The 21,099-nt window shown below is 69.1% G+C and carries 19 protein-coding genes; 8 read left to right on the top strand and 11 right to left on the bottom strand.

The genetic code is table 11. From position 1 onward, the window contains the following. Window positions 1–3: 3 nt before the first annotated feature. Window positions 4–1,041 (bottom strand): type IV pilus twitching motility protein PilT, encoded by a 1,038-nt coding sequence (locus AC3IRM_RS04490; RefSeq protein WP_232137070.1) that lies wholly within the window; start codon window positions 1,039–1,041, stop codon window positions 4–6. 180 nt (window positions 1,042–1,221) lie between these two features. Between AC3IRM_RS04490 and AC3IRM_RS04485 the strand changes: the two genes are divergently transcribed. Genes AC3IRM_RS04485 through AC3IRM_RS04475 form a run of 3 tightly spaced genes read left to right on the top strand, consistent with a single transcriptional unit; the run spans window position 1,222 to window position 3,237 of the window. Continuing rightward, window positions 1,222–1,875, top strand: a complete 654-nt coding sequence (locus AC3IRM_RS04485) for a YggS family pyridoxal phosphate-dependent enzyme (RefSeq protein ID WP_489205835.1) — start codon at window positions 1,222–1,224, stop codon at window positions 1,873–1,875. Window positions 1,876–1,931: 56 nt separating this feature from the next. Continuing rightward, window positions 1,932–2,771, top strand: coding sequence for a pyrroline-5-carboxylate reductase (proC, locus tag AC3IRM_RS04480; protein ID WP_489205054.1), 840 nt, complete (start codon window positions 1,932–1,934; stop codon window positions 2,769–2,771). Then, on the top strand, window positions 2,764–3,237 hold the full coding sequence (locus AC3IRM_RS04475) for a DUF4426 domain-containing protein (protein ID WP_489205053.1): 474 nt from the start codon (window positions 2,764–2,766) through the stop codon (window positions 3,235–3,237). Before proC ends, AC3IRM_RS04475 begins: the two co-directional genes overlap by 8 nt. Before the next feature lie 7 nt (window positions 3,238–3,244). Here the strand turns inward: AC3IRM_RS04475 and AC3IRM_RS04470 are convergent, their stop codons facing one another. From AC3IRM_RS04470 to pdxH, 5 genes are all read right to left on the bottom strand, one after another. After that, a complete protein-coding gene (locus AC3IRM_RS04470; protein WP_489205052.1) occupies window positions 3,245–3,565 on the bottom strand; it encodes a DMT family transporter in 321 nt (106 codons plus the stop codon). Next, on the bottom strand, window positions 3,562–3,930 hold the full coding sequence (locus AC3IRM_RS04465) for a DMT family transporter (protein WP_489205051.1): 369 nt from the start codon (window positions 3,928–3,930) through the stop codon (window positions 3,562–3,564). Before AC3IRM_RS04465 ends, AC3IRM_RS04470 begins: the two co-directional genes overlap by 4 nt. Continuing rightward, the gene (locus AC3IRM_RS04460) at window positions 3,930–4,547 is read right to left on the bottom strand and encodes an NAD(P)-dependent oxidoreductase (protein WP_489205050.1); all 618 of its coding nucleotides are present in this window, start codon (window positions 4,545–4,547) and stop codon (window positions 3,930–3,932) included. Before AC3IRM_RS04460 ends, AC3IRM_RS04465 begins: the two co-directional genes overlap by 1 nt. A 135-nt stretch (window positions 4,548–4,682) precedes the next feature. Further along, window positions 4,683–5,483 carry a cobalamin-binding protein gene (locus AC3IRM_RS04455; protein ID WP_489205049.1) on the bottom strand — a complete coding sequence of 267 codons (801 nt, stop codon included), beginning with the start codon at window positions 5,481–5,483 and terminating at the stop codon, window positions 4,683–4,685. Then, window positions 5,480–6,088 (bottom strand): pyridoxamine 5'-phosphate oxidase, encoded by a 609-nt coding sequence (gene pdxH / locus AC3IRM_RS04450; RefSeq protein WP_489205048.1) that lies wholly within the window; start codon window positions 6,086–6,088, stop codon window positions 5,480–5,482. The genes AC3IRM_RS04455 and pdxH overlap by 4 nt, the downstream gene beginning before the upstream one ends. A 76-nt stretch (window positions 6,089–6,164) precedes the next feature. Between pdxH and AC3IRM_RS04445 the strand changes: the two genes are divergently transcribed. The 3 genes from AC3IRM_RS04445 to aroB all read left to right on the top strand — a co-directional run bounded on the left by AC3IRM_RS04445 (window position 6,165) and on the right by aroB (window position 9,393). Then, the gene (locus AC3IRM_RS04445; protein WP_489205047.1) at window positions 6,165–6,974 is read left to right on the top strand and encodes a kinase; all 810 of its coding nucleotides are present in this window, start codon (window positions 6,165–6,167) and stop codon (window positions 6,972–6,974) included. Between the two features lie 681 nt (window positions 6,975–7,655). Next, entirely contained in the window at window positions 7,656–8,249 is a 594-nt protein-coding gene (locus AC3IRM_RS04440) for a shikimate kinase (RefSeq protein ID WP_489205046.1), read from the top strand. Between the two features lie 52 nt (window positions 8,250–8,301). Further along, window positions 8,302–9,393, top strand: a complete 1,092-nt coding sequence (aroB, locus tag AC3IRM_RS04435) for a 3-dehydroquinate synthase (RefSeq protein ID WP_489205045.1) — start codon at window positions 8,302–8,304, stop codon at window positions 9,391–9,393. 3 nt (window positions 9,394–9,396) lie between these two features. On the opposite strand, the gene AC3IRM_RS04430 is transcribed toward aroB, so the two are convergent. Then, window positions 9,397–10,080 carry a hypothetical protein gene (locus AC3IRM_RS04430; protein ID WP_489205834.1) on the bottom strand — a complete coding sequence of 228 codons (684 nt, stop codon included), beginning with the start codon at window positions 10,078–10,080 and terminating at the stop codon, window positions 9,397–9,399. 78 nt (window positions 10,081–10,158) lie between these two features. Between AC3IRM_RS04430 and AC3IRM_RS04425 the strand changes: the two genes are divergently transcribed. Both AC3IRM_RS04425 and hemE read left to right on the top strand, forming a co-directional pair. Further along, window positions 10,159–10,413, top strand: coding sequence for a WGR domain-containing protein (locus AC3IRM_RS04425; protein WP_272761660.1), 255 nt, complete (start codon window positions 10,159–10,161; stop codon window positions 10,411–10,413). 38 nt (window positions 10,414–10,451) lie between these two features. Continuing rightward, window positions 10,452–11,525, top strand: coding sequence for a uroporphyrinogen decarboxylase (gene hemE / locus AC3IRM_RS04420; RefSeq protein ID WP_489205044.1), 1,074 nt, complete (start codon window positions 10,452–10,454; stop codon window positions 11,523–11,525). Window positions 11,526–11,812: 287 nt separating this feature from the next. Here hemE and AC3IRM_RS04415 read toward each other — a convergent pair whose 3' ends face one another. From AC3IRM_RS04415 to AC3IRM_RS04400, 4 genes are all read right to left on the bottom strand, one after another. Next, window positions 11,813–12,916, bottom strand: a complete 1,104-nt coding sequence (locus tag AC3IRM_RS04415; protein ID WP_489205043.1) for a toxic anion resistance protein — start codon at window positions 12,914–12,916, stop codon at window positions 11,813–11,815. Further along, window positions 12,913–13,659 carry a hypothetical protein gene (locus tag AC3IRM_RS04410; RefSeq protein WP_489205042.1) on the bottom strand — a complete coding sequence of 249 codons (747 nt, stop codon included), beginning with the start codon at window positions 13,657–13,659 and terminating at the stop codon, window positions 12,913–12,915. Before AC3IRM_RS04410 ends, AC3IRM_RS04415 begins: the two co-directional genes overlap by 4 nt. After that, window positions 13,659–18,992 carry a DNA repair ATPase gene (locus tag AC3IRM_RS04405; RefSeq protein WP_489205041.1) on the bottom strand — a complete coding sequence of 1,778 codons (5,334 nt, stop codon included), beginning with the start codon at window positions 18,990–18,992 and terminating at the stop codon, window positions 13,659–13,661. Before AC3IRM_RS04405 ends, AC3IRM_RS04410 begins: the two co-directional genes overlap by 1 nt. Window positions 18,993–19,074: 82 nt before the next feature. After that, window positions 19,075–21,075, bottom strand: coding sequence for a flotillin family protein (locus AC3IRM_RS04400; RefSeq protein WP_489205040.1), 2,001 nt, complete (start codon window positions 21,073–21,075; stop codon window positions 19,075–19,077). Window positions 21,076–21,099: the final 24 nt, after the last annotated feature.

Genomic DNA, 21,099 nt, shown 5'->3' with positions numbered 1-21,099 from the left:
CGATCACTCGAACAGACGCTTGTCCTTGGCGTATTCCTTGGCGGCCGGGCGCGTGATCAGGCCGCGCTTGACCAGATCCTGCAGGTGCTGGTCGAGCGTCTGCATGCCGTACTGCTGGCCGGTCTGGATGGCCGAGTACATCTGCGCGACCTTGTCCTCGCGGATCAGGTTCCGGATCGCCGGAATGCCGGTCATGATTTCCCAAGCCGCGGTGCGGCCGCCGCCGACCTTCTTCAGCAGCGACTGCGAGATCACCGCGCGCAAGCTTTCCGACAGCATCGAGCGCACCATCGGCTTTTCGCCCGACGGGAACACATCGATGATGCGGTCGATGGTCTTGGCCGCGCTGGAGGTGTGCAGCGTGCCGAACACCAGGTGACCGGTTTCTGCGGCAGTCAGCGCCAGGCGGATGGTCTCCAGGTCGCGCAACTCGCCGACCAGGATGTAGTCGGGGTCTTCGCGCAGCGCCGAGCGCAGCGCTTCGTTGAAGCCGTGGGTGTCGCGGTGCACTTCGCGCTGGTTGATCAGGCACTTCTGCGAGGTGTGCACGAACTCGATCGGATCCTCGACCGAGAGGATATGCGCGTATTCGTTCTTGTTGATGTGGTCGATCATCGCCGCGAGCGTGGTCGACTTGCCCGAACCGGTCGGCCCGGTCACCAGGATCAGACCCTGCGGCTGGTCGATCAGCTGGCGGAAGATCGGCGGGCAGTTCAGGTCCTCGAGCGTCAGCACTTCCGACGGAATGGTGCGGAACACCGCGCCGGCGCCGCGGTTCTGGTTGAACGCGTTGACGCGGAAGCGGGCCAGACCCGGAATCTCGAACGAGAAGTCGACCTCGAGGAATTCTTCGAAGTCGCGGCGCTGCTTGTCCGACATGATGTCGTAAATCAGCGCGTGCACCTGCTTGTGCTCGAGCGCGGGGATGTTGATGCGGCGCACGTCGCCGTCGACGCGGATCATCGGCGGCAGTCCTGCGGACAGATGCAGGTCCGACGCCTTGTTCTTGACCGAGAACGCCAACAGTTCGGCGATATCCATGCAACACCCCTTGATGATGATCCGCGCAGGGGGCGCAACAAGCCGTCCCGGCTGGCGCCTCCCTGTCCCCGGCGGCAGTATAGACCGGTATTCCCCGCGCAAAACCAGCCCACCCACACCGCCCCGGATGCCTCGCTTCCCGTGACTTCGTCCCCTGCCAGTGCCGCGCTCGATGCCGTGATGTCGCGGATCCACAACGCCGTCAGCGCCGCTGCACGGCCAGTGCCGGCGCGTCTGCTGGCGGTCTCCAAGCTGCATCCGGCCGAGGCCATCGCCGCGCTCACCACCGCCGGCCAGCGCGCTTTCGGCGAGAACTACGTGCAAGAGGCTGCGGACAAGATCGAGGCGCTGGCCGGACTGGGGCTCGAATGGCATCTGATCGGCCATCTGCAGTCGAACAAGGCGAAGCAGGCGGCCGAACTGTTCGACTGGGTGCAGACCGTCGACCGGATGAAGCTGGTCGACGCGCTGGCCGCGCACCGCCCGGTCGCGCGCGGCGCGCTGAACGTGCTGGTGCAGGTCAACATCGACGACGAGTCCAGCAAGCACGGGTGCGCGCCGTCGGAGGTGCCGGCACTCGTTGCGGCCATCCGGGCCGCACCGTCGTTGTGCCTGCGTGGGCTGATGGCGATTCCGGCACCGCATGCCGAGCCCGAACGCCGGCGCGATGCGTTCGCGCGGATGCGCCGGCTGTTCGACACCGTGGCCGGCCAGGACCCGGCCATCGACACACTGTCGATGGGCATGAGCGACGACCTGGAACTGGCGATCCAGGAAGGCGCGACGATGGTGCGCGTCGGCTCGGCCCTGTTCGGCGCACGCCCGACGCGCTGACCGGGACCACGCAGACGGTCGGCTACCATCGACGCGGACCCGACTCGAAAGCCGCCATGACTGACACCCACGACACCCCTGCCGCACCCATCGTCTTCATCGGTGGCGGCAACATGGCGCGCAGCCTGATCGGCGGCCTGGTCGCGCGCGGCGGCGATGCCGCATCGGTGCGCGTCGTCGATCCCAACGCCGACAGCCGCGATGCGCTCGCCCGCGACTTCGGCGTGCGCACGTTCGCCGACGCGGCGCAGGCCGTCGACGGCGCTGCGACCTGGGTGTTGGCGACCAAGCCGCAGGTACTGCGTGGGGTCTGTGAATCGCTGGCCGGTGTTGCCCAGGCCACGCAGCCGCTGGTGCTGTCGATCGCGGCCGGCATCACCGCGACCCAGCTCGACCGCTGGCTGGGCGGCGGCGTGCCGGTGGTGCGCACGATGCCCAACACGCCTGCCCTGCTGGGCGCCGGCGTGACCGGCCTGTTCGCGAATGCGCGCGTCGACGATGCCGGACGCGCACGCGCGCAGGCGCTGCTGGAGAGTGCAGGCGAGACGGTGTGGATCGACGACGAGGCGCGGATGGATGCTGTGACGGCAGTGTCGGGCAGTGGCCCGGCCTACATCTTCCTGCTGGCAGAAGCCATGGAAGAGGCCGCGATCGCGCAGGGTCTGCCCGCCCAGGATGCGCGCACGCTCGTGCTGCAGACTGTGCTCGGCGCGGCGCGGATGCTGGTCGAATCCGACGAGGCCCCGGCCGAACTGCGCCGGCGTGTCACCTCGCCGGGCGGCACCACCCAGGCGGCGATCGAGACCTTCGAAGCCGGCGGCCTGCGCGCGCTGGTGGCGGACGCGATCGCCACCGCCGCACGTCGCGGCGGCGAACTGTCGGCCGCCAATGACTGACATCGCACGCGCGGTTTGCCTCGCCGGACTCGCGTTGCTCGCGACCGCCTGCGGACAGGCGCCGTCCCACGAAGCGGACGCACAGGCCGCCGCGCAGAACGCCGCAATGCCCGCGCAGACGATGCTCGGCGATGCGGAAGTGATGGCGAGCGTGGCACCGGCCGCGCATATGGGCGCGGCAGTCGCGCGGCGTTACGACATCGAGCCCGCGCGTGACCGCGCCCTGGTGCTGGTCAGCGTGCAGCGCGGCGACGTGTCGGTGCCGGTGCAGATCACCGGCGAGGCGCGCGATCTGCGCGGCGTGCGCCAGACGTTGGCCTTCGATGCCGTCGATCTCGACGGCCTGGTCGAACATGTGGCGGTCGCGCGCGTCAGCGGCCCGGACACGCTGCGTCTGGATCTGCAGATCACCGCCGAAGACGGCGCGCGTACCACCTTGCGCTTCAATCGCGACATCCCGCGCTGACGCGGGCTCAGCCGATCAGCTTGAGCCCGACCACCGCCGCCAGCACCAGGGCGACGAAGAAAAGACGCAGCGGCCGCGCCGATTCGCCGTAGCGCAGGATGCCCACGACCACCGCGCCCACCGTGCCGATGCCGACCCAGACCGCGTAGGCGATCGCGATCGACATGCCGCTCTTGAGGCCCAGCGACAGCAGGCCGAAGCTCACGCCGAAACATGCGACCAGCCGCGCGTAGGCCAGCGCGCTCGGCCGCTGCTTGATTGCGTTCATCGCGATCACGCCGGCCACTTCCACCAGGCCGGCCGCGAACACGTACAGCCAGCCGGTCATGGCGACTTCTCCACGTCGGGCGCCGGCGCGAGCGGTGTCACCAGCTTCAGTCCGGCGACGCCGACGATCAGTAATGCGATCAACGCGATCTTCGCCGGCTGCACCGGCTCACCGAACCACACGGTCTCGGCGACCACCGATGCCGCGGCGCCGAGGCCGCAGAACACGGCGTAGACCGAGCCGACCGGCAGGAAGCGGATCGCGCGCATCAGCAGTGCGAAGTTCACCACGATCGCGCCGATCGTCAGCGCCCAGCCCAGCGGCGTGGTCGCGGCCTTGAGCCCGACGACCCAGACCGTCTCGATCAGGCCGCCGGCGAACACCAGCGCCCAGTAGCGGCCGGTACCGCGTCCCCCCGTCGCCATCAGTAGGCCACGCTGAAGCGCGCGCGCACGTGGGCGGGATGTTCGATCTCGTCGGCGAAGGCGATCGCGTAATCCTCCATCGACACCGCGCTGTTGCCGTCCGCGTCGACCAGCAATGCATCGCCGCCGGTGCGGAACGCACCGGTGCGCGTGCCGGGCTCGAAGACGGCGCCGGGCGAAACGAAGGTCCAGTCGACGTCTTTGGCGCCGCGCAGGGTGTCGAGGAAGATGCGGCCCGCGCCGGCTTCGGGCTTGTACGCTTCGGGGAAGTCCGGCGTGTCGATCAGCGCCACGCCCGGCGCGACCTCCAGACTGCCTGCGCCGCCGACGACCAGCAGGCGCCGCACACCGGCCTGGCGCACGGCATCGAGCAGCACATCCGCCGTCGGGCCACCGTCGAACCGCATCGCGCTGACGACGGCATCGTGGCCTTGCAGCAACGGGGCAATCGCTTCGGCACGCGATGCATCGGCCGACTGCAGGGTCAGGCCGGCCCGGGCCGGGATGCCGGCGGTATTGCGGGCGATGCCGATGACGCGATGGCCGCGTGCCAGCAGCTCGCTGGCGATACGCGAGCCTGCGCGTCCGGTGATGCCGATCAGGGCGATGCGCTGCATGGAACTGCACCTGCGATGTGGGGAGGCGCCATGCTAGGCGCCTGCCTGCGCAGGCAGAGTCTCGGCATCGCAACCCACTGTTCCGGGTCCACTGCGACGGACGGGGGCGACACCGCCCTCGACGCGCTCGCAGGCTCAGCCGCGCCGCTGCGCCCAGGCCTGCACGATCTGCGCGATTGCGTTCACGCCATCGGTCAACGCCGCGGGACCGGGCTGCAGAATCAGCGGCGACTTGATCTCATGCAGTTCGCCGTCGCGCACCGCCGGAATTACGTCCCATCCCGGCCGCGCGGCTACGCGCTCGGGGCGGAATTTCTTGCCGCACCAGGAGCCGAGAATGATGTCGGGCGCACGTGCGATCACCGGATCGCCATCGGCGAGGATGCGCGCCTTCGCCAGCGGCTCGATCGACAGTTCCGGGAACACGTCGTCGCCACCTGCAATGCGCACCAGTTCCGCGACCCAGCGGATGCCGGTGATGATCGGAACGTCCCATTCCTCGAAGTACACGCGCGGACGCTGCGGCAGCCGCGCGCTCTCCGCCTCGATCGCGTCCAGCCCGCGGCGCAATGCATCGGCGTAGGCGTCGGCACGTGACGCGCAGCCGACCAGCGCGCCGAGCCGGCGCACGTAATCGACGATGCCGTCGACGCTGCGGTGATTGCTGATCCACACCTCCACGCCGCGCCGCACCAGCTCGGCGGCGATGTCGGCCTGGATGTCGGAGAAGCCGACGACGAAATCGGGTTCAAGCTTGAGGATCTCGTCGATCTTCGCGCTGGTGAACGCGCTGACCTTGGGCTTCTCCTTGCGCGCCTGCGGCGGACGCACGGTGAAGCCACTGATGCCGACGATACGGTCCTGCTCGCCGAGCGCGTACAGGACTTCGGTCGGTTCCTCGGTCAGGCAGACGATCCGGCGCGGACCGCTCGTCACGGATACAGCATCCGCTTGCGACAGTCGCCGGCGCAGTCGCATTCGTAGAGCCAACGCTCATGCAACCTGTACTCGGCGCCGTACCAGAACTCGATACGATCCGGCCGCACGCGCAGTCCCGACCAGCGCGGCGGACGCGGCACGTCGCGGCCTTCGAATTCGCGTTCGAGATCGGCCAACCGCTGCTCGAAGGTCTCGCGCGTGTCGAGTTCCTCGGACTGCTTCGACGCCCACGCGCCCAGCTGGCTGCCGCGCGGGCGCGAGGCGAAATACGCATCCGCCTCGTCGTCGGCAACGATCACCACCGGCCCTTCGACGCGCACCTGCACACCCTTTCGCACGCGCGGCCAGTGGAACAGCAGCGCCGCGTGCGGGTTCTCCTGCAGCTCGCGACCCTTGCGGCCATCGAGATGCGTGTAGAACACGAAGCCGCGGTCGTCCCAGGCCTTCAGCAGCACCGTGCGCGCCGACGGCCGGCCGTCGAGCGCGGCCGTGGCGACCGTCATCGCGGTGCGATCGGGTTCGCCGGCGGCCAGCGCCTCGTCGAACAAGGTGGCGAAGGTGTCGAGGGCTTCGGACAGCAGGGTCGTGGTGGCAGTGCTCATATGTCGATGATCGCCGCAGCCCGCCGCGATGTCGAACCGCGGCGCAGCACGCGTCGCCCGCGCTATCGTTCTTCCGATGAACGCCGCACCGCCCTCGCCCTGGCCCGACACCCTCGTCGATACCCTGCTCGCCGACATTTCGCCCCGCGGCGCGCCACAGGTGCTGGGCATCAGCGGGCTGCAGGGCACCGGCAAGTCCACGCTCGCCGCGCAGGTCGCAGGCGCCGCCAACGCACGCGGCCTGCGTGCCGCCGTGCTGTCGCTCGATGACCTCTACCTGGATCGCGGCGACCGCCAGGCACTTGCACGCGACGTGCATCCGCTCCTCGCCACCCGCGGCCCGCCCGGCACCCACGAAGTCGCATTGGGACTCGCCGCATTCGACGCCGTGCGCGCGGGCACGCCGGTCCGCCTGCCGCGCTTCGACAAACTCGGCGACCGCCGCGTGCCGGAATCCGATTGGCCCACGGTCCAGAACCTCGACCTGCTCCTGTTCGAAGGCTGGTGCGTCGGCACTCCTGCCGAACCCGCGACCGCGCTCGTGGAACCGGTCAACACCCTGGAACGCGACGAAGACCCTGCCGGCACATGGCGTCGCTGGTGCAACGCCGCCCTCGCCCGCGACTACCCCGCGCTCTGGGCCGGCCTCGACCGCCTGCTGTTCCTGCAGCCGCCCGGTTTCGAGGTGGTGTTCGACTGGCGCCTGCAGCAGGAAGAGACGCTGCAGGCTGCCGAGCCGGGACGTGGTGGCATGGATGCGGCCGGCGTTGCCCGGTTCGTACAGCACTACGAGCGGGTGAGCCGGCAGGCGTTGCGGACATTGCCGGATCTGGCGGATGTGGTGGTGGCGCTCGACGCCGAGCGGGGAATTGTTTCGGCGGGGTGAGCTTGCGGCTGGCTCCCGTTCTTCCACGGGCACAGTCTCCGCTGCGCTGGATTTGTCACTACGCCTACTGGGACCGTTGCTGTTGTAGTGGCCGTTGCCGTTGCCAGATCGAAAAGCGAACGTGCTCGACCCAACCCGGAGGGCGCCGCCCATGGATGGGCGGCGTTTTCCGACCGAGGCAGGATGCCGAGTCGGAAAATTCCTGCGCACTGCAAGCCGCGGGCTTCGGACGTATCGGGGAGACGTTTTTCTTTGGTTCCGTTTCTTTTGGCGTCCACCAAAAGAAATGAACTCGGCCGCGTCAGCGGACGAAAGCGTTTGACGTTGCTGTTCTTACTCTCTACCCAAGAGCACACAGAGCAACATCAAGCGCTTCCACTCGCCTTGCGGCGAGCGGGTTCATTTCTTTTGCTGGCCCAAAAGAAACGGAACCAAAGAAAAGGGCCAGCCCCGACGAAGCAAATCCGGCGTGTCATTTGTTCCGGGATTTTTCGACTCGGCATCCTGCCTCGGTCGAAAAACGGCGGGCATCCATGCCCGCCGCCCTTCGGGTCTGCAACCTGCCAGATGACGTCCTGTTCCGTGGAAGCCAGACGCAGAGCCGCGCGAATCGGGAACCGCGCGCCAAAGCTTGCGCCTGCAACGTTCGGCGCACCCCGCCTCCGCTGCTAGCATGCAGCCATGCACCCCGCCCCCAACCTCGTGCTCGTCGGTCCGATGGGCGCCGGCAAGTCCTCGATCGGCCGTCGCCTCGCGGCGCGGTTCGGCGTGGTCTTCGTCGATGTCGACCACGAGATCGAGGTGCGCACGGGCGCGCGGATCGCAACGATCTTCGAATGCGAGGGCGAGGCCGGATTCCGCGCGCGCGAGCGGGCGACGCTGGTCGAGATTCTCGCCGGCAGTGGTCAGGTGATCGCCACCGGCGGCGGCGCGGTGCTCGATCCCGACAACCGCGCCTTGCTGCGGTCACGCGGTTTCGTCGTGCACATGCATGCCGATGTCGACGCCCAGCTCGCGCGACTGGCGCGTGACCGTACGCGGCCGCTGCTCGCCGGAGACGACCGCACGGAGGTCCTGCAACGCCTCGCCATCGAACGGGCGCCGCTGTACGCCGACGCCGCGCATCTGCGTTTCGACACCGGGCCGCATGCCTGCAACGAAGCGGCCGCCCAGCTCGGCCATCTGGTCGAGGTGCACTGGCGGCCGCCGGCCGGCAGTGTCGAGACGTCCATTTCCGATGCCGCCGCCGACGTGGCGTCGACGCACGCTTCATGAGCCGCGCCGCAGATCGCGCGCCGGCCGACTCCCCCACCTGTATCCGGATCGCATGACCACCAGTGCCCGAGAGGTCGCCGTCGCCGGCGACACGCCCTACACCATCCATATCGGCCCGTCCCTGCTCGACGACGGCGCGCTGCTGGCGCGCAGCGTGCGCGGACGCGACGCGATGCTGGTCAGCGACGCGCACGTCGCGCCGCTGTACGCCGACCGTGTTGCCGCCGCGCTGCAGGCCGCGCGCCCGGACCTGCGCATCCACCGCCATGTGCTGCCGCCGGGCGAGGCCGCCAAGACGCTCGCGCATTTCGCCGAGGTCACGACGGCGCTCGCCGATGCCCGCATGCGTCGCGATGCGACCCTGTTCGCACTCGGCGGCGGTGTGATCGGCGATCTCGCCGGCTTCGCCGCGGCGTGCTGGATGCGCGGCATCGATTGCGTGCAGCTGCCGACCACGCTGCTGGCGATGGTGGATTCCTCGGTCGGCGGCAAGACCGCGGTGGACCTGCCGCAGGGCAAGAATCTCGTCGGCGCCTTCCATCCACCGCGTGCGGTGATCGCCGATACCGCGGTCCTTCGCACGCTGCCGGCCCGCGAGCTGCGCGCGGGCCTGGCCGAAGTGGTGAAGTACGGCGCGCTGGGCGATGCGGGCTTTCTCGACTGGCTCGATGAGCACGCCGATGCGCTGCTGACGATGGACGACGCCGCGCTGAGTGAAGCCATCGCCCGCAGCTGCGCACACAAGGCCGCGATCGTCGCGCGCGATCCGTTTGAACATGGCGAGCGCGCCCTGCTCAACCTCGGCCACACCTTCGGCCATGCGATCGAGACCGAGCAGGGCTACGGCGGCCTCAACCACGGCGAGGCGGTCGCGGTGGGGATGGTGCTGGCCGCGCAGTTGTCGGAAGTGCTCGGACTGGCGCCGGCGACCGACACCGCGCGTCTGCGCGATCTGCTGCAGCGCCTCGGCCTGCCGGTCGCGCTGCCCGGCGGACTCGATCCCGACCGCCTGCTGGCGCACATGCGCCTGGACAAGAAGGCCCAGGCCGACGGCCTGCGTTTCATCATCTGGGACGGCGTCGGCCGCGCGCGGGTGCTGGCCGGTGTGCCCGAGGCCGCGGTGCTGGACGTGCTGCGCGGCTGAATCTCAGGGCGTCTCGCTCGTGCCGCGCCCCGGCTGGCCCATGCCCGGACCAGTGCCACCGCCGGCCATGCCGCCGCCCCCACCGCCGCCACCGCGTCCGCCCTGCGCAGCGCCCTTCTTCGCGCCTGCGTCGCCGCGCACCGGCCCCTGATCGGGTACGGCGAGATCCGTGGGCACGGGGTCGAGGTCCAGCGCCTGGCGGATGAAGGCGCGCAGCGACACGACCAGCGCCGAGACCCGCACCGGTCGCCGCGCGACCATGTCGCCGGCCGCCTGCGCCGCCAGCCGCACCTGGTCCTCGGTGCCGAGCAGGATCACGTCCGACAACGCCGCTTCGACCGCGTCCCGGACCCGGCGCCGTCGTACCGCGGCATCCGAATCGAAGGCGGTCTCGGGCGTGCCGGTCTGCAGGTCCGCACCGGTTTCCGCCTCGCGTGCGCTCTGGCGCAGGTCGCGCAGATGCCGCGGATCGACGTCGAGTTCGCCGGTGAACGACCCGCCCAGGGTCTTGTACGCGGCGATCAGCGTCTTCAGCCGCTCGTTGATCTGCCGGTTCTCGCGCTCGCGCCGGCGTTGCATCCGCTGCATGAACACCAGGCGGATGCCGACCGCGATCAGCGTGAACAGCACCAGCCCGAGCAGGGTCGAGGCCGTGGCGCCCAGGGAGCTGAAATCGAGCATGCGCATCGTCGAACCCGTCGCCGGCAGCGGGAGCGCCATGATACGTGCGGCGTCACGACGGGGCCGGCCGTACAATCGTCCGCCATGCGCCTGTTCCTGCAACAACGTCCCGACGGCCACGAATCCCCGCGCTTCGTGCAACTGACCCTGCAGCCCGATCTGCTGGGCGGCTGGACGCTGCTGCGCGAAACCGGCCAGGTCGGCGGCCGCAGCACCTTGCGGCGCGACCAGTTTCTCGACCAGCCCAGCGCGCTCAAGGCCCTCGAGGCCGCACGCGATGCCCAGCTCAAGCGCGGCTTCCAGTTGATGTTCGCCCGCGGCAGCGACGCGCCGGCCTGACCGCGCGACCACCGCCTCCACCAGGAATTCCAGTCCCGATGTCCGCCGTCCTCAAGAACGACCGCTTCCTCCGCGCCCTGCGCCGCGAACCCGTCGACCGCACGCCAGTCTGGCTGATGCGCCAGGCCGGCCGCTATCTGCCGGAGTACCGCGCATCGCGCAAGGCGGCCGGCAGCTTTCTGGCGATGGCGAAGAATCCCGACCTCGCCTGTGAGGTCACGCTGCAGCCGCTGGCGCGTTTCGACCTCGACGCCGCGATCCTGTTCTCCGACATCCTGACCATTCCCGATGCGATGGGGCTGGACCTGTATTTCGTCGAAGGCGAAGGCCCGAAGTTCCGCCACCCGGTGCGTGATGCCGCGAGCATCGCCAGGCTCGGCGTGCCGGACATGGAAACGGAATTGCGTTACGTCATGGACGCGGTGCGGGTGATCCGCCGCGAACTCGATGGCCGCGTGCCACTGATCGGTTTTTCCGGCAGCCCGTGGACACTGGCCTGCTACATGGTCGAAGGCGGCGGCAGCAAGGATTTCGCCCGCATCAAGGCGATGGCGCTCAACGACCCGAAGGCGCTGCACGCGCTGCTTTCGGTCAATACAGATGCGGTGATCGCCTATCTCGCCGCGCAGCGCGCCGCCGGCGCGCAGGCGCTGCAGGTGTTCGACACCTGGGGCGGCGTATTGAGCCCGGCGATGTACCGCGAGTTCTCGCTGCCCTACCTCACCCGAATCGCGCAGGAACTGCCGCGCGGCGACGGCGCCGACCGCACGCCCCTGATCCTGTTCGGCAAGGGCAATGCCGCGTATCTCGACGAGCTCTCGCGCTCAGGCGCTGAAGGCGTCGGCGTCGACTGGCTGATCGAACTGGGCGACGCCGCGCGTCGCACGCAAGGCCGGGTCGCGCTGCAGGGCAACCTCGACCCGACCACGCTGTACGGCGCGCCCGATGCGATCCGCGCCCAGGTCCGCCACGCGCTCGACAGCTACCGCGACGGCAACGGCGGCTCGCGCGACGGCCACATCTTCAACCTCGGCCACGGCATGTCGCCGGACATGAATCCCGACCACGTCGGCGTGCTGGTCGACGAAGTGCACGCGTACAGCGCGCGCTGACGCGCACCGGCTCCGTAGGAGCGCGCTTGCGCGCGAACGGGCTTTCACGGGAATGCGCTTCGCGCGCAAGCGCGCTCCTACACGGGATGTGGCGTGGACGCAGGGGACCGCGGGCGTTGCAGACCGCCGCGGGCCAGATCGACGCGGAACCGGCATCCGTTCCGGATATCCAGCCCGGCCGACCGCCCCGGATGCCGCGAATGACGCCCACGCACGGGTCAAATCCGGGTGGGCAGATCTGTCCCGGGTACGGGCCAGACCTCTGCTTCGTCAGTCCGGCGACCGATTCAGACGCCGTCCGTCGGCGCCGCCAGCCGCTTCTGCACATCGTCGCGTAGGCGCGCGAGTTCGCCTTCGGCCTCGCGGCGCTGCTGCATGCCGTCGCGATGGATGCTGCGGACTTCTTCGACGGTCTGGATCAGCTGTTCGTGCACATGGCGCAGCGTGCCGATGTCGATGACGGCGCGCTGGTTGGCCTTCGCGGTCTCGACCGAGGTCTGACGCAGCAGGTCGGCATTGCTGCGCATCAGTTCGTTGGTCGCGTCGTCGATCGCGTTCGACAGTTCCACCGCATTCTTCTGCTCGCCCAGCGACAGCTGGATCGCGAACTGGCGCTTCCACGACGGAATCGTGATGTTGCGGACGGTGTTGAACTTCTCCACCAGCTGGATCGCATTGGCCTGGATCAGCCGGATCATCGGCAGCGACTGGTCGGCGGCGTGCTGCATCACCAGCAGATCGCCGACACGCTTGTCGAGCAGACGGACGGCGTTTTCGATCTCGGCGCGGCGCGTGCGCGACTGCGGGTCTTCCGCGCCGGCGAGCGTCGCCTGTTCCGCGGCGAGGCGGGCCAGCCGCTCGCGCCCCGCGATCACGTGCACACCCAGCGCGCGACGCTCCTCGAGCACCACATCGTGCATGCGGTCGAAATCGGTGATCCGCCGGGTCAGCAGATCCTGCTGACGGCCGACATCGCCCATCAGCCGTTCGATCTGCTGGTTGGTGTTGCTGAAGGTCTGCACCAGCTCGTCGCGGCCGGCGCGCATCTTGTCGATCAGACGCCCGAGCAGCGGCACCTTGGAGCGGCCGGCGAAGCTGCCCAGATCGAGCGAACGCGCGATCCGCACGACTTCGCCCAGCTTCTCGCCGGTCGCGTCGAGATCGCTGTTGCGCACCTGGTCGAGCAGTTGGCTGGAGAACGCGGCGGTCTTGCTCGCGGCGTCGCGGCCGAACACGTGCAGGTTGCCGGGCGTGATGTCCTCCAGACTGCGGCCGACGACCTCGATGTCGGCGCGGTCGGCGGGCACCAGGCCCAGCGACTGCAACGCGGCATCGTCGGTCACCGGCGTCGCCGACGGCAGGTGCGTGGGATAGGCGGTGTCCTGGGTCATGTGTCGGTCTCCTTGGGCCTGTCGGCGCGGTCAAACGCGCCTCGGGCGAGTGTAGCGGTCATGGCGTCGAGTTCATGGGCGACATCGGCCTCGATGTCGGCGGCGGTCACGGCGTGCGCGGCACCCTGCGCGGCCTGCTCGCCGGCGGCGCGCTGCCGCCACAGCGGCAGCAATACGTCGCGGACGTTGCGGTAATGCGCGAGCACGGTCTCGTGCTGCTCGGCGATCAGCTGCAGTTGCCGCGCCGACAGCGCGTGCGTGGCGCGCACCGTGTCGAGGTGCTGGGCGCGGCGCAGCCGCAGATCGTGGTGGGCATCGTCGTCGGCGACCGTCTCGCGCAGCGCGGCAGCGGCCTGGTCGAGACGGTGAAGCGCAGGCGTCGATGCCGCGAGACGCGCACGATGGGCGGCGATGTCGGCGCGCAGCGCGGCAGCGGCGCGGTCGGCCTCGATCAGCAGCACGCCCATGCGCGCGCCGAGCGCCTGGGCCTCGTGCTGGTCGACGACATCGCGACCGGTCAGGCGCGCGAACAGGCCGGCGCGCGGCCGCGCATGCACCGGCAGGACCGCGCGCATCGCGCTGTGCAGATCGCGCAGCCGCGCCACGAGCGCGGCAGCCGGCGCGGCGTCCAGTGTGTCCGCGACATCGACGGCAGACAGTTCGGCAATGATCGCATCGCCATAGGCCGCGATGCCTGCGGCATCGGCGGGCACGGTGTCGATGGCGTCGTCGCCGGGCGACATCAGTCCTGCGCGCCCGGATCGGATTCCGCCGCACCGAGACGATCGAGCGCAGCATCAAGGCGACGTTCGGCCGGCGTGCGTTCGCGGCGGCGTGCGGGCGTGCTGCTGTCGAGCGTCGTGCCGCGCGTGCGCAGCCACTGCGCCAGTTCCGCGAGTGCGGCATTGAGCGCGGCCTGCCCTGCGACCGACTGGCCCAGCTGCGCCAGCAGCGGTCCTGCGGTTTCGCGCAACACCGTCTGCAGTTCGCCTGCGACTGCCTTCGCCGTGTCGTCGAGCCCGACCACGGGCGCCGCCTCGACAGGCGACGGTGCAGCGGGCGTGCGCAGGTCGTGCAGCGCGGCCAGCAGCTGGTCCCAGGGCGCAGCGCTCGCCGGCGTGTCGCTGCCCTGCCCCATGACCTGCAGGCCGGCGGCGATGTCGGCCAGCTGCGCGACCACGCGCGCGCCGGTATCGGCGTCTTCGCCGCCCATCGCCTTGTCGCGCATGAAGTCGCGTTTGATCTGCGTCCAGCGCGCCGCCGCCGTCTCGTCGAGTGTGCCGCGCAGCTCGGCCAGCTTGAGCAGGTTCTCTTCGGCGCCGGTGGTCAGCAGTTGCGACTCGCCCATGTAGTGATCGTCGAGCAGCTGTTCGAGCTCGGCGGCATTCATCACCGGCGAGATCTTCTCGGCCAGCTTGTTCATGTTGCGGTAGCTGCCCTGCAGGCGGAACGCCGGCTCGGTGCGGTAACGATCGGCCTGCGCGGCGCTGGCGATGTACTGCTGGTTGACGCGGTAGACGATCTCGCTGACCTGCAGCAGTCGCTGCAGCGTCGCGGTGAGTTCGTTGACCTCGGCGCCGCTGTAGGCGTGCGAGAGATCGTTGGTCGAGACCTCCTTGCCGGCGGCGCGTTCGGCCAGCAGATAGAGATCCGCCATGTCGCGCGTCGCCAGCGGTGCGAGCACCGGGTTGGAGGTCAGGCTGTTCTCGATGTAGCTGAGCTTGAAAGAGTCCTCCATGCCGCCGAGCACGTCGCCGAGGTTGTAGATGTCGGCGCGGTTGGCGAGCATGTCCGGAATCTTGAACACCTCGCCGGATTCGGTGTACGGGTTGCCGGCCATGACCACGCAGAACTTCTTGCCGCGCATGTCGTAGGTCCGGGCGCGGCCTTTCCACACGCCCTCGATGCGGCGCGTGCCGTCGCACAGCGAGATGAACTTCTGCAGGAATTCGGGGTGCGTGTGCTGGATGTCGTCGACATACAGCATCGTGTTGCTGCCCATCTCCAGCGCGAGATTGAGCTTCTCCAGTTCCTGGCGCGAGGTCGCGTCGGGTGCCTGCGCCGGATCGATCGAGCGCACTTCGTGGCCGAGCGCCGGGCCGTTGATCTTCATGAAGACCAGGCCCAGGCGACTGGCGACGTATTCCATCAGCGTCGTCTTGCCGTAGCCCGGCGGGCTGATCAGCATCAGCAGCCCCATCAGGTCGCTGCGCTTGCTCTCGCCGACGGTGCCCATCTGCTTGGCGAGGTTGTCGCCGATCAACGGCAGATAGACCTCGTTGATCAGCTTGTTGCGCACGAACGAGGTCAAGGGCTGGGCCTTGAACTCCGACAGCCGCAGCGCCTCGCGTTCGCGCGCGGCGATGCGCTGGCGCACCGCCTGGTAGCGGTGGAAGGCCGGCACGAAATGCAGGCGATGTTCGTCGAAGCGCTGCAGGAAGCCGTCGAGCGACAGGCGCAGGCGCCCCTCGTGCACGCGCGGGTGCTCGCCGAGCAGGCCGTCGACATCGGTGATCAGCGTGACCTCGCGCACTGCGTGCGGCAACGCGTCGGCGGCGAGCAGCAGCACGATGGCCTCGGGCACGTAATCGGCCAGCGCGGCATGCGTCTCGCTGCCGCCGAGCGCGCCGAGCCACTGCGCGGCCAGCGACCAGCGCCGCGCCAGCGGGGCGTCCGCATCGCCCAGTGCGCGCTCGACATCCGCGGTCAGGCCCGCGCCGTCCAGCGCCTTGCGCAGCGCTTCACGCAGATCGCGTGCGTAGTGGCTGATGCCGAACGTCGGCGCACCCTCGCGCATTTCCTCGAACAGGTAATCGGCTGCGACCGGCGCGAGCGCGGCATCGAACGGCAGGGTCTGCGCTTCGACGAAGGCCGACACCGCATCGGCAATCTCCGAGCGCAGCGCATCCACGCCGGCATCGGACGCGAACAGCTGGCGGATCGCGCGCGCCCCGGCGCTGCGCTCGGGCCACTGCCCGGCGGCGGTGCCGTCGCGGCCGAAGGCCCAGAACGCCATCGCGAGCGCCCGCGCGGCAGGCGGCTTCGCAAGCGGACCGGCCTTGGCATGCAGCGGCAGCAGCGCGCGCAGGATCAGCGCCGCGTCATGGTCGTGGATGCCCTTCTCGTAGCCTTCGCGGTAGCGCGGCGCGGCGAACGCGCGGACGCTGCGCTCCAGCGCGTCGGGTTCGGAGAGTGCGCGCTGCAGCGTGTCGAGATCGAGACCTTCGCGCCCCTCGACCGCAGCCTGCAGCACGAGCCCGGCGAGGTATTCGGCGCGGGCGATATCCGGTGATTCGGAATCCAGCGTCACCTGCCAGTAGGGGCGCAGCGCTTCGAGTTCGGGATCGTCGATCGGCGCGTAAAAGTCGGTGCCGGTCAGATGGATCGACAGGCCCTCGCCGCGCGGCAGGATCGTCAGGTCCAGCGGCTGGGTATTGACGCTGAAGCGGTGCCGCGGGCCGAGCCGGATCACCTGGCCGCCGCCTTCGAACAGATCGCTGCGGTCGCGCAGGCTGCGCACCGCCTGGTCGCGCACGGCCTTCAGGCGCGCTTCGACATCGTCGGCCTTCACCGTGTCGCGGTAGTCGCGCAGGCGGGTGGCGAGTTCGCGCAGCTTGAGAATCAGTGCGTCGCCCGCGAAGAAGGCATTGAGCTCGTCGGGGGTCTCGAACCGCTCGGTGCGCCGCGGCAGGCCGTCGAGGATGCGCGCGGCGGCGTCGAACACCGCCTGGGCCTTGCGCTGGCGCGCGTCGAGCAGCGACTGCTTGTGCGATTCGAAGGTTTCGAGCAATTCCTCGCGCTTGGCGAGGATATCGCCGAGGAACTGCTCGTGTTCGCCGAACTGGCCTTCGATTTCCTCGAGCTGGACCATCAACCGCGACAGCTGCTCGTCGGCGCGCTCGGGGTCGGTCGCCAGCGCCAGCGCGCCGGCGATCGCCTGGCTGAACAAGGCGAACTGGGCCCCGAACTGCGCCACCGCTTCGGCGGAGCCGAGCGTGCGGCGGCGCTGGTCGGCGCGCGCGCGGGTCTGGTTGAGCCGGGCGTACAGACCGGAGATGGCATCGACCACGCGCGTCCGCTCGGTCGCATCGTCGACCTTCAGCGTCGCCATCAGTTCCGACAGCATGTCCAGATCGCCGGACAGCGCCTGCATCTCGGCGATCGACGCGGCGAGCGCTTTCGCGGTCGTCGCGGCCTGGGCGTCGGTGTCGAGCACCTGCAACCGTTCCGACACCGGCTGCAGCGCGCGCTCACCGGCGAGGAAGGTGCCGGTCGCCGCACCGACGGTGTCCTGCGCGGCCTGCAGGGCCTCGCCCATGGCGTCGATGGCGTCGGTATCGACATAGCGCAGCTCGCGGATGGTCAGCAGGTGTCCGCGCTGGCTGGAGATCTCGTTGAGCGCTTCGACGAAATCCTCGATCCGGTTCCAGCCCTCGGGTTGCAGCCGCCCCAGCAGCGCGCGATGCGCGGCTTCGGCCTCGCGCATCGCCGCATCGGACTGGCGGCGGATGCCTTCGACCTTCTCGTACTCGTCGAGTACCGATTCGCCGGTGGCGGCGATCTCGTGCAGCAGCGCACCCGCGCCCTCGCTGTCGGCGTCGTCCAGCCAGTGGTGGGCGTCGAACATGCGACGGGTGTCGTGCACCAGCAGCTGGTAGCGCTGCAGCGACACGTCACGGCCGTCGATCGTGCGCGCCAGGTCGAGCAGGTTCGAGATGCCGCGTACCAGTTCCGGATTGCCGATGCGCCCCATGAACCCGCTGCCCACCGGGGCATGGGCTGCGAATTCGTCGCTGGTGAACGGCGTCTGCCAGACCTGCATCGGATGCACGCGGGTCGGCGCGTCGCCCTCGGCATGGAACAGCACCATGCGGCCGTCGTGCAGCAGCGCGTAGCCGTGGCCGAACACCGGGTTCTGCAGCGCACGCTGGATGGTGTTGTAGACGAACAGCGCCGACCGCCCCGCGGCGCGATCGTAGAATACGTACATCACGTCCTCGCCGTTGGGCGAGCGGATGGCGCGCTTGAACTGCATGCCGTCCATCTGCGCGTCGAACGCGCGATGGTCGCCATTCTGCAGGTAGTAGCCGCCTGGGAAGATGATGCCGTGGTCTTCGGGCAGCTGGACACAGGCCTGCACGATGGCGTCGTTGCGGACGATCTTGCCGGTGATCGTGTTGTAGATCAGCCCGCGCCATTGCTGTTCGCGATAGGGCAGGACTTTCAGCAGGATCAGCGTGCCGACGCGCGCGAAATCGAAGGTGGCGTCGTCGATCGACTGGGTGCGGTCCTCGACCGGCTCGTCAAAGATGCCGGCGCCGGTTTCGGTGTTGTTCTCGACCTTGACGGTGAGATCGCCGCCGGTGGTGTCGACGAACAGCGTGTCGAGGATATTGAGATGCGGATGGCGGCCATCGACCGCGAGTTCGCGGGTGGCGCGCGTCCATTCGAAATCGAACGGCGGCGGCAGCGCGATGTCGCGCTCGCCGCGGGAGTCGAGATAGCTCAACTCACCGGTGTTGGCGATCGACCAGCGGAACACGCGCACGTCGGTGCTGCGCTCGCCGATCTGGAACGTCGCCAGCAGGCGGCCGTCGCGGACGATCAGCTGCAGCAGGCGGGCATGCTTGTAATAGGCGTAGAGCTCGGTGAAATCGTGGACGAATGCAGACTCCGCCAGGAACGTGCCGGCCGGGTCCACCGGCACCACGTCGTAACCGCCGTCGGCCTCGACCAGGCGATAGAGGCCGAACACGTCCTCGATCCGGGTCTTGCTCTTGAGCCCGATGAAGACGTTGTAGCCGAACAGCACCTGGTCGCCGGGCACCTGCACCACGTCGCGGCCGACGCAGTTGTTCTCGGTGCGGATGCGAAAGCGCCCGACCACCTCCATGCGGCTGTCGCCGAACTCGGCGAGGCGTCGCGTGTTGAGCGATTCGGCGAGCGCGAGCAGGCGCGCGCCCTGCTCCACCAGGCGCCGGCGCAGCACCTCGTAGGCACCGCCGCGGGCGACGGCCTGGTCGATGTGGGCATCTTCGGTGGACGCCGTTGCGGCGTCCTGGGTCTGTTCGGTCATCGGCTCACGATCCGGGCTGGCGCGGGCGTGCCGTCACGGCAACGCCCTGCGTTCGAGATGGCGACCTGGGCCGCGTGCGGGTTCAGGCGGGATCGCCCTCGACGACGGGTCGCGCCGGCGTGCTGCCGGCCGCTGCCGGCAGGGCCGAGCTCGAGACACCGAGATAGCGTTGCAGCAGGTCCTGCAGGATCGGGCTCTTCTCGGTGATGCCCTCGATCGAGCGGCCCAGCGAGACCGCCTTGACCACATTCTCGAACATGCCGCCGTCGCCGCCGATCAGATCGATGTTGGCATTGCGCAGCGCGGTCGCGATGACCTCGGCATTCTCCTTCGACACTTCCTTGCCGGCCTCGAACGCCGCCAGCGCCTGCTTGAGGCTGGTGTCGAGGGTCATGCGGAATTCCTCGTGGCCGCGCGCGGTGTCGCTGAGCGCGTCGATCGCGCCGAACTTCTTCGTCAGGCCTTCCGCCTCGGCGAAGAGCTTCTTCTCGATCACGCTGGCTTCGGCCAGGCCCAGCGACTCGGTCGCCGTCGCCTTGGCACGGCCCATCTGCTCCTCGCCCTGCGCGCGCGCGGCCAGCTGCTCGGCCAGCACTTTCGCCTCGGCGGAACCCTGCTTGAGGTTGGCATCGGCCATCGCGTCGACGACACGTGCCTCGGCGATGCCGACCTTCTCGATCGCCGACGCACCGGCTTCCTTGACCTGCGCCTCGGCCAGGCCCGGCGCGGCGCGCTCGGCCCGCACACCCTCGGCCAGCAGCTTCTTGGCCTCGGCCTGCTTGCCCGACGCATCGAATTCGGCCTGCGCCAGCGTGGTGATCTCGACGGCGCGGTGCCGGGCCGCGGTCTCGCGTGCCTCGGCTTCCTTGACCTGGCGCACCATCGATTCCTGGGCCTTGGCCTCGGCATCGAGGATGGTGATCTGCTTCAGGCGATCGGCCTCGGAGACCTCGCGCAGTTCCTTGATGCGTTCTTCCTCGGCCGCGACGGTGCGATCGATCGAGATGCGCTCGCGGGTGATGTTGGCCACGTCCATGCGGCCCTGTTCGACCACCTTGTCGCGTTCCACGCCCTGCAGCTGCACTTCGCGATCCGTCGTGACCTGCTCGAGCTTGCGCGCGCGCTCGACGCGCTCGGCCTCGATGGCGACGGCGCGCTGGCGGTTCTGGGTGGCCACCTCGACCTCGCGCAGGCGGTTCTCCTCGCGGATGTCGATCAGCTGCTGCGCCTCGATGCGCGCGTTCTCCGACATCTGGCGCTGCTCTTCCTGCACCTTCTGCGTTTCCGCGGTCTCGCGTGCCTGGATGGTCTCGATCTCGCGCTTCTGCCGCGCCTCGGCCTCGGCCTGCTGGCGCTCGAGCGCGAGCGTCGCCTCGCGGGTCTCGACGTTCTTCTTGGTGATCGCCAGTCGCTCGTTCTGCTCGAGCTCGTTGGTGACCACGTTCTGGGTCGCGGTGAGCTCGGTGATCTTGCGGATGCCCTCGGCGTCGAGGATGTTGTGCGGATCGAGCACGTGCTTGGGCGTCTGCTCGAGATAGTCGATCGCGACGTCCTCGAGCACGTAGCCGTTGAGGTCGTTGCCGATGACCGCGATGATCTCCTCGCGGAATTCCTGGCGCTTCTCGAACAGGTCGGTGAACTCGAACTTCTTGCCGACCGTCTTCAGGGCCTCGGAGAACTTCGCGTTGAACAGTTCGTCGACCGCGTGCTTGTCGGAGGCGCGATCGGCACCGAGCGACTTCGCCACCCGCAGCACGTCGGCCTGGGTTTCGTTGACGCGCAGGTAGAACGCGACCGCGATGTCGGCGCGCATGTTGTCGCGGCAGATCAGGCCTTCCTTGCCGCGGCGGTCGATCTGCAGCGTGATCAGGCTGATCTTCATCAGCTCGGCGCGGTAGAGCACCGGCACGATCAGCGCGCCGGTGAAATGCACCTTGGGCTGCGCGCTCATGTCATTGACGATCAGCGCGGTGCCCTGGTCGACCTTCTTGTAGAAGGCCTTGAACAGGCCGGCGATGCCCAGCAGGGCGACCAGCAGCACACCCAGGCCGATCAGGAAGGGGGCGATCGTGGCAACGCTCATTGCAGCTCCTTGCACATGAGACCC

This window comes from Luteimonas sp. KH_071 (genome assembly GCF_057838005.1).
This window is presented reverse-complemented; position numbering and strand designations above follow the sequence as displayed.

What these genes read in the sequence shown, in the direction of transcription:
- AC3IRM_RS04430 (WP_489205834.1), bottom strand. Translation starts at nt 10,080, where the DNA reads ATGCGCATGCTCGATTTCAGCTCCCTGGGCGCCACGGCCTCGACCCTG.
- AC3IRM_RS04425 (WP_272761660.1), top strand. Translation starts at nt 10,159, where the DNA reads ATGCGCCTGTTCCTGCAACAACGTCCCGACGGCCACGAATCCCCGCGC.
- AC3IRM_RS04440 (WP_489205046.1), top strand. Translation starts at nt 7,656, where the DNA reads ATGCACCCCGCCCCCAACCTCGTGCTCGTCGGTCCGATGGGCGCCGGC.
- pdxH (WP_489205048.1), bottom strand. Translation starts at nt 6,088, where the DNA reads ATGAGCACTGCCACCACGACCCTGCTGTCCGAAGCCCTCGACACCTTC.
- AC3IRM_RS04410 (WP_489205042.1), bottom strand. Translation starts at nt 13,659, where the DNA reads ATGTCGCCCGGCGACGACGCCATCGACACCGTGCCCGCCGATGCCGCA.
- AC3IRM_RS04470 (WP_489205052.1), bottom strand. Translation starts at nt 3,565, where the DNA reads ATGACCGGCTGGCTGTACGTGTTCGCGGCCGGCCTGGTGGAAGTGGCC.
- AC3IRM_RS04490 (WP_232137070.1), bottom strand. Translation starts at nt 1,041, where the DNA reads ATGGATATCGCCGAACTGTTGGCGTTCTCGGTCAAGAACAAGGCGTCG.
- AC3IRM_RS04445 (WP_489205047.1), top strand. Translation starts at nt 6,165, where the DNA reads ATGAACGCCGCACCGCCCTCGCCCTGGCCCGACACCCTCGTCGATACC.
- proC (WP_489205054.1), top strand. Translation starts at nt 1,932, where the DNA reads ATGACTGACACCCACGACACCCCTGCCGCACCCATCGTCTTCATCGGT.
- hemE (WP_489205044.1), top strand. Translation starts at nt 10,452, where the DNA reads ATGTCCGCCGTCCTCAAGAACGACCGCTTCCTCCGCGCCCTGCGCCGC.
- AC3IRM_RS04415 (WP_489205043.1), bottom strand. Translation starts at nt 12,916, where the DNA reads ATGACCCAGGACACCGCCTATCCCACGCACCTGCCGTCGGCGACGCCG.
- aroB (WP_489205045.1), top strand. Translation starts at nt 8,302, where the DNA reads ATGACCACCAGTGCCCGAGAGGTCGCCGTCGCCGGCGACACGCCCTAC.
- AC3IRM_RS04400 (WP_489205040.1), bottom strand. Translation starts at nt 21,075, where the DNA reads ATGAGCGTTGCCACGATCGCCCCCTTCCTGATCGGCCTGGGTGTGCTG.
- AC3IRM_RS04485 (WP_489205835.1), top strand. Translation starts at nt 1,222, where the DNA reads ATGTCGCGGATCCACAACGCCGTCAGCGCCGCTGCACGGCCAGTGCCG.
- AC3IRM_RS04475 (WP_489205053.1), top strand. Translation starts at nt 2,764, where the DNA reads ATGACTGACATCGCACGCGCGGTTTGCCTCGCCGGACTCGCGTTGCTC.
- AC3IRM_RS04405 (WP_489205041.1), bottom strand. Translation starts at nt 18,992, where the DNA reads ATGACCGAACAGACCCAGGACGCCGCAACGGCGTCCACCGAAGATGCC.
- AC3IRM_RS04465 (WP_489205051.1), bottom strand. Translation starts at nt 3,930, where the DNA reads ATGGCGACGGGGGGACGCGGTACCGGCCGCTACTGGGCGCTGGTGTTC.
- AC3IRM_RS04460 (WP_489205050.1), bottom strand. Translation starts at nt 4,547, where the DNA reads ATGCAGCGCATCGCCCTGATCGGCATCACCGGACGCGCAGGCTCGCGT.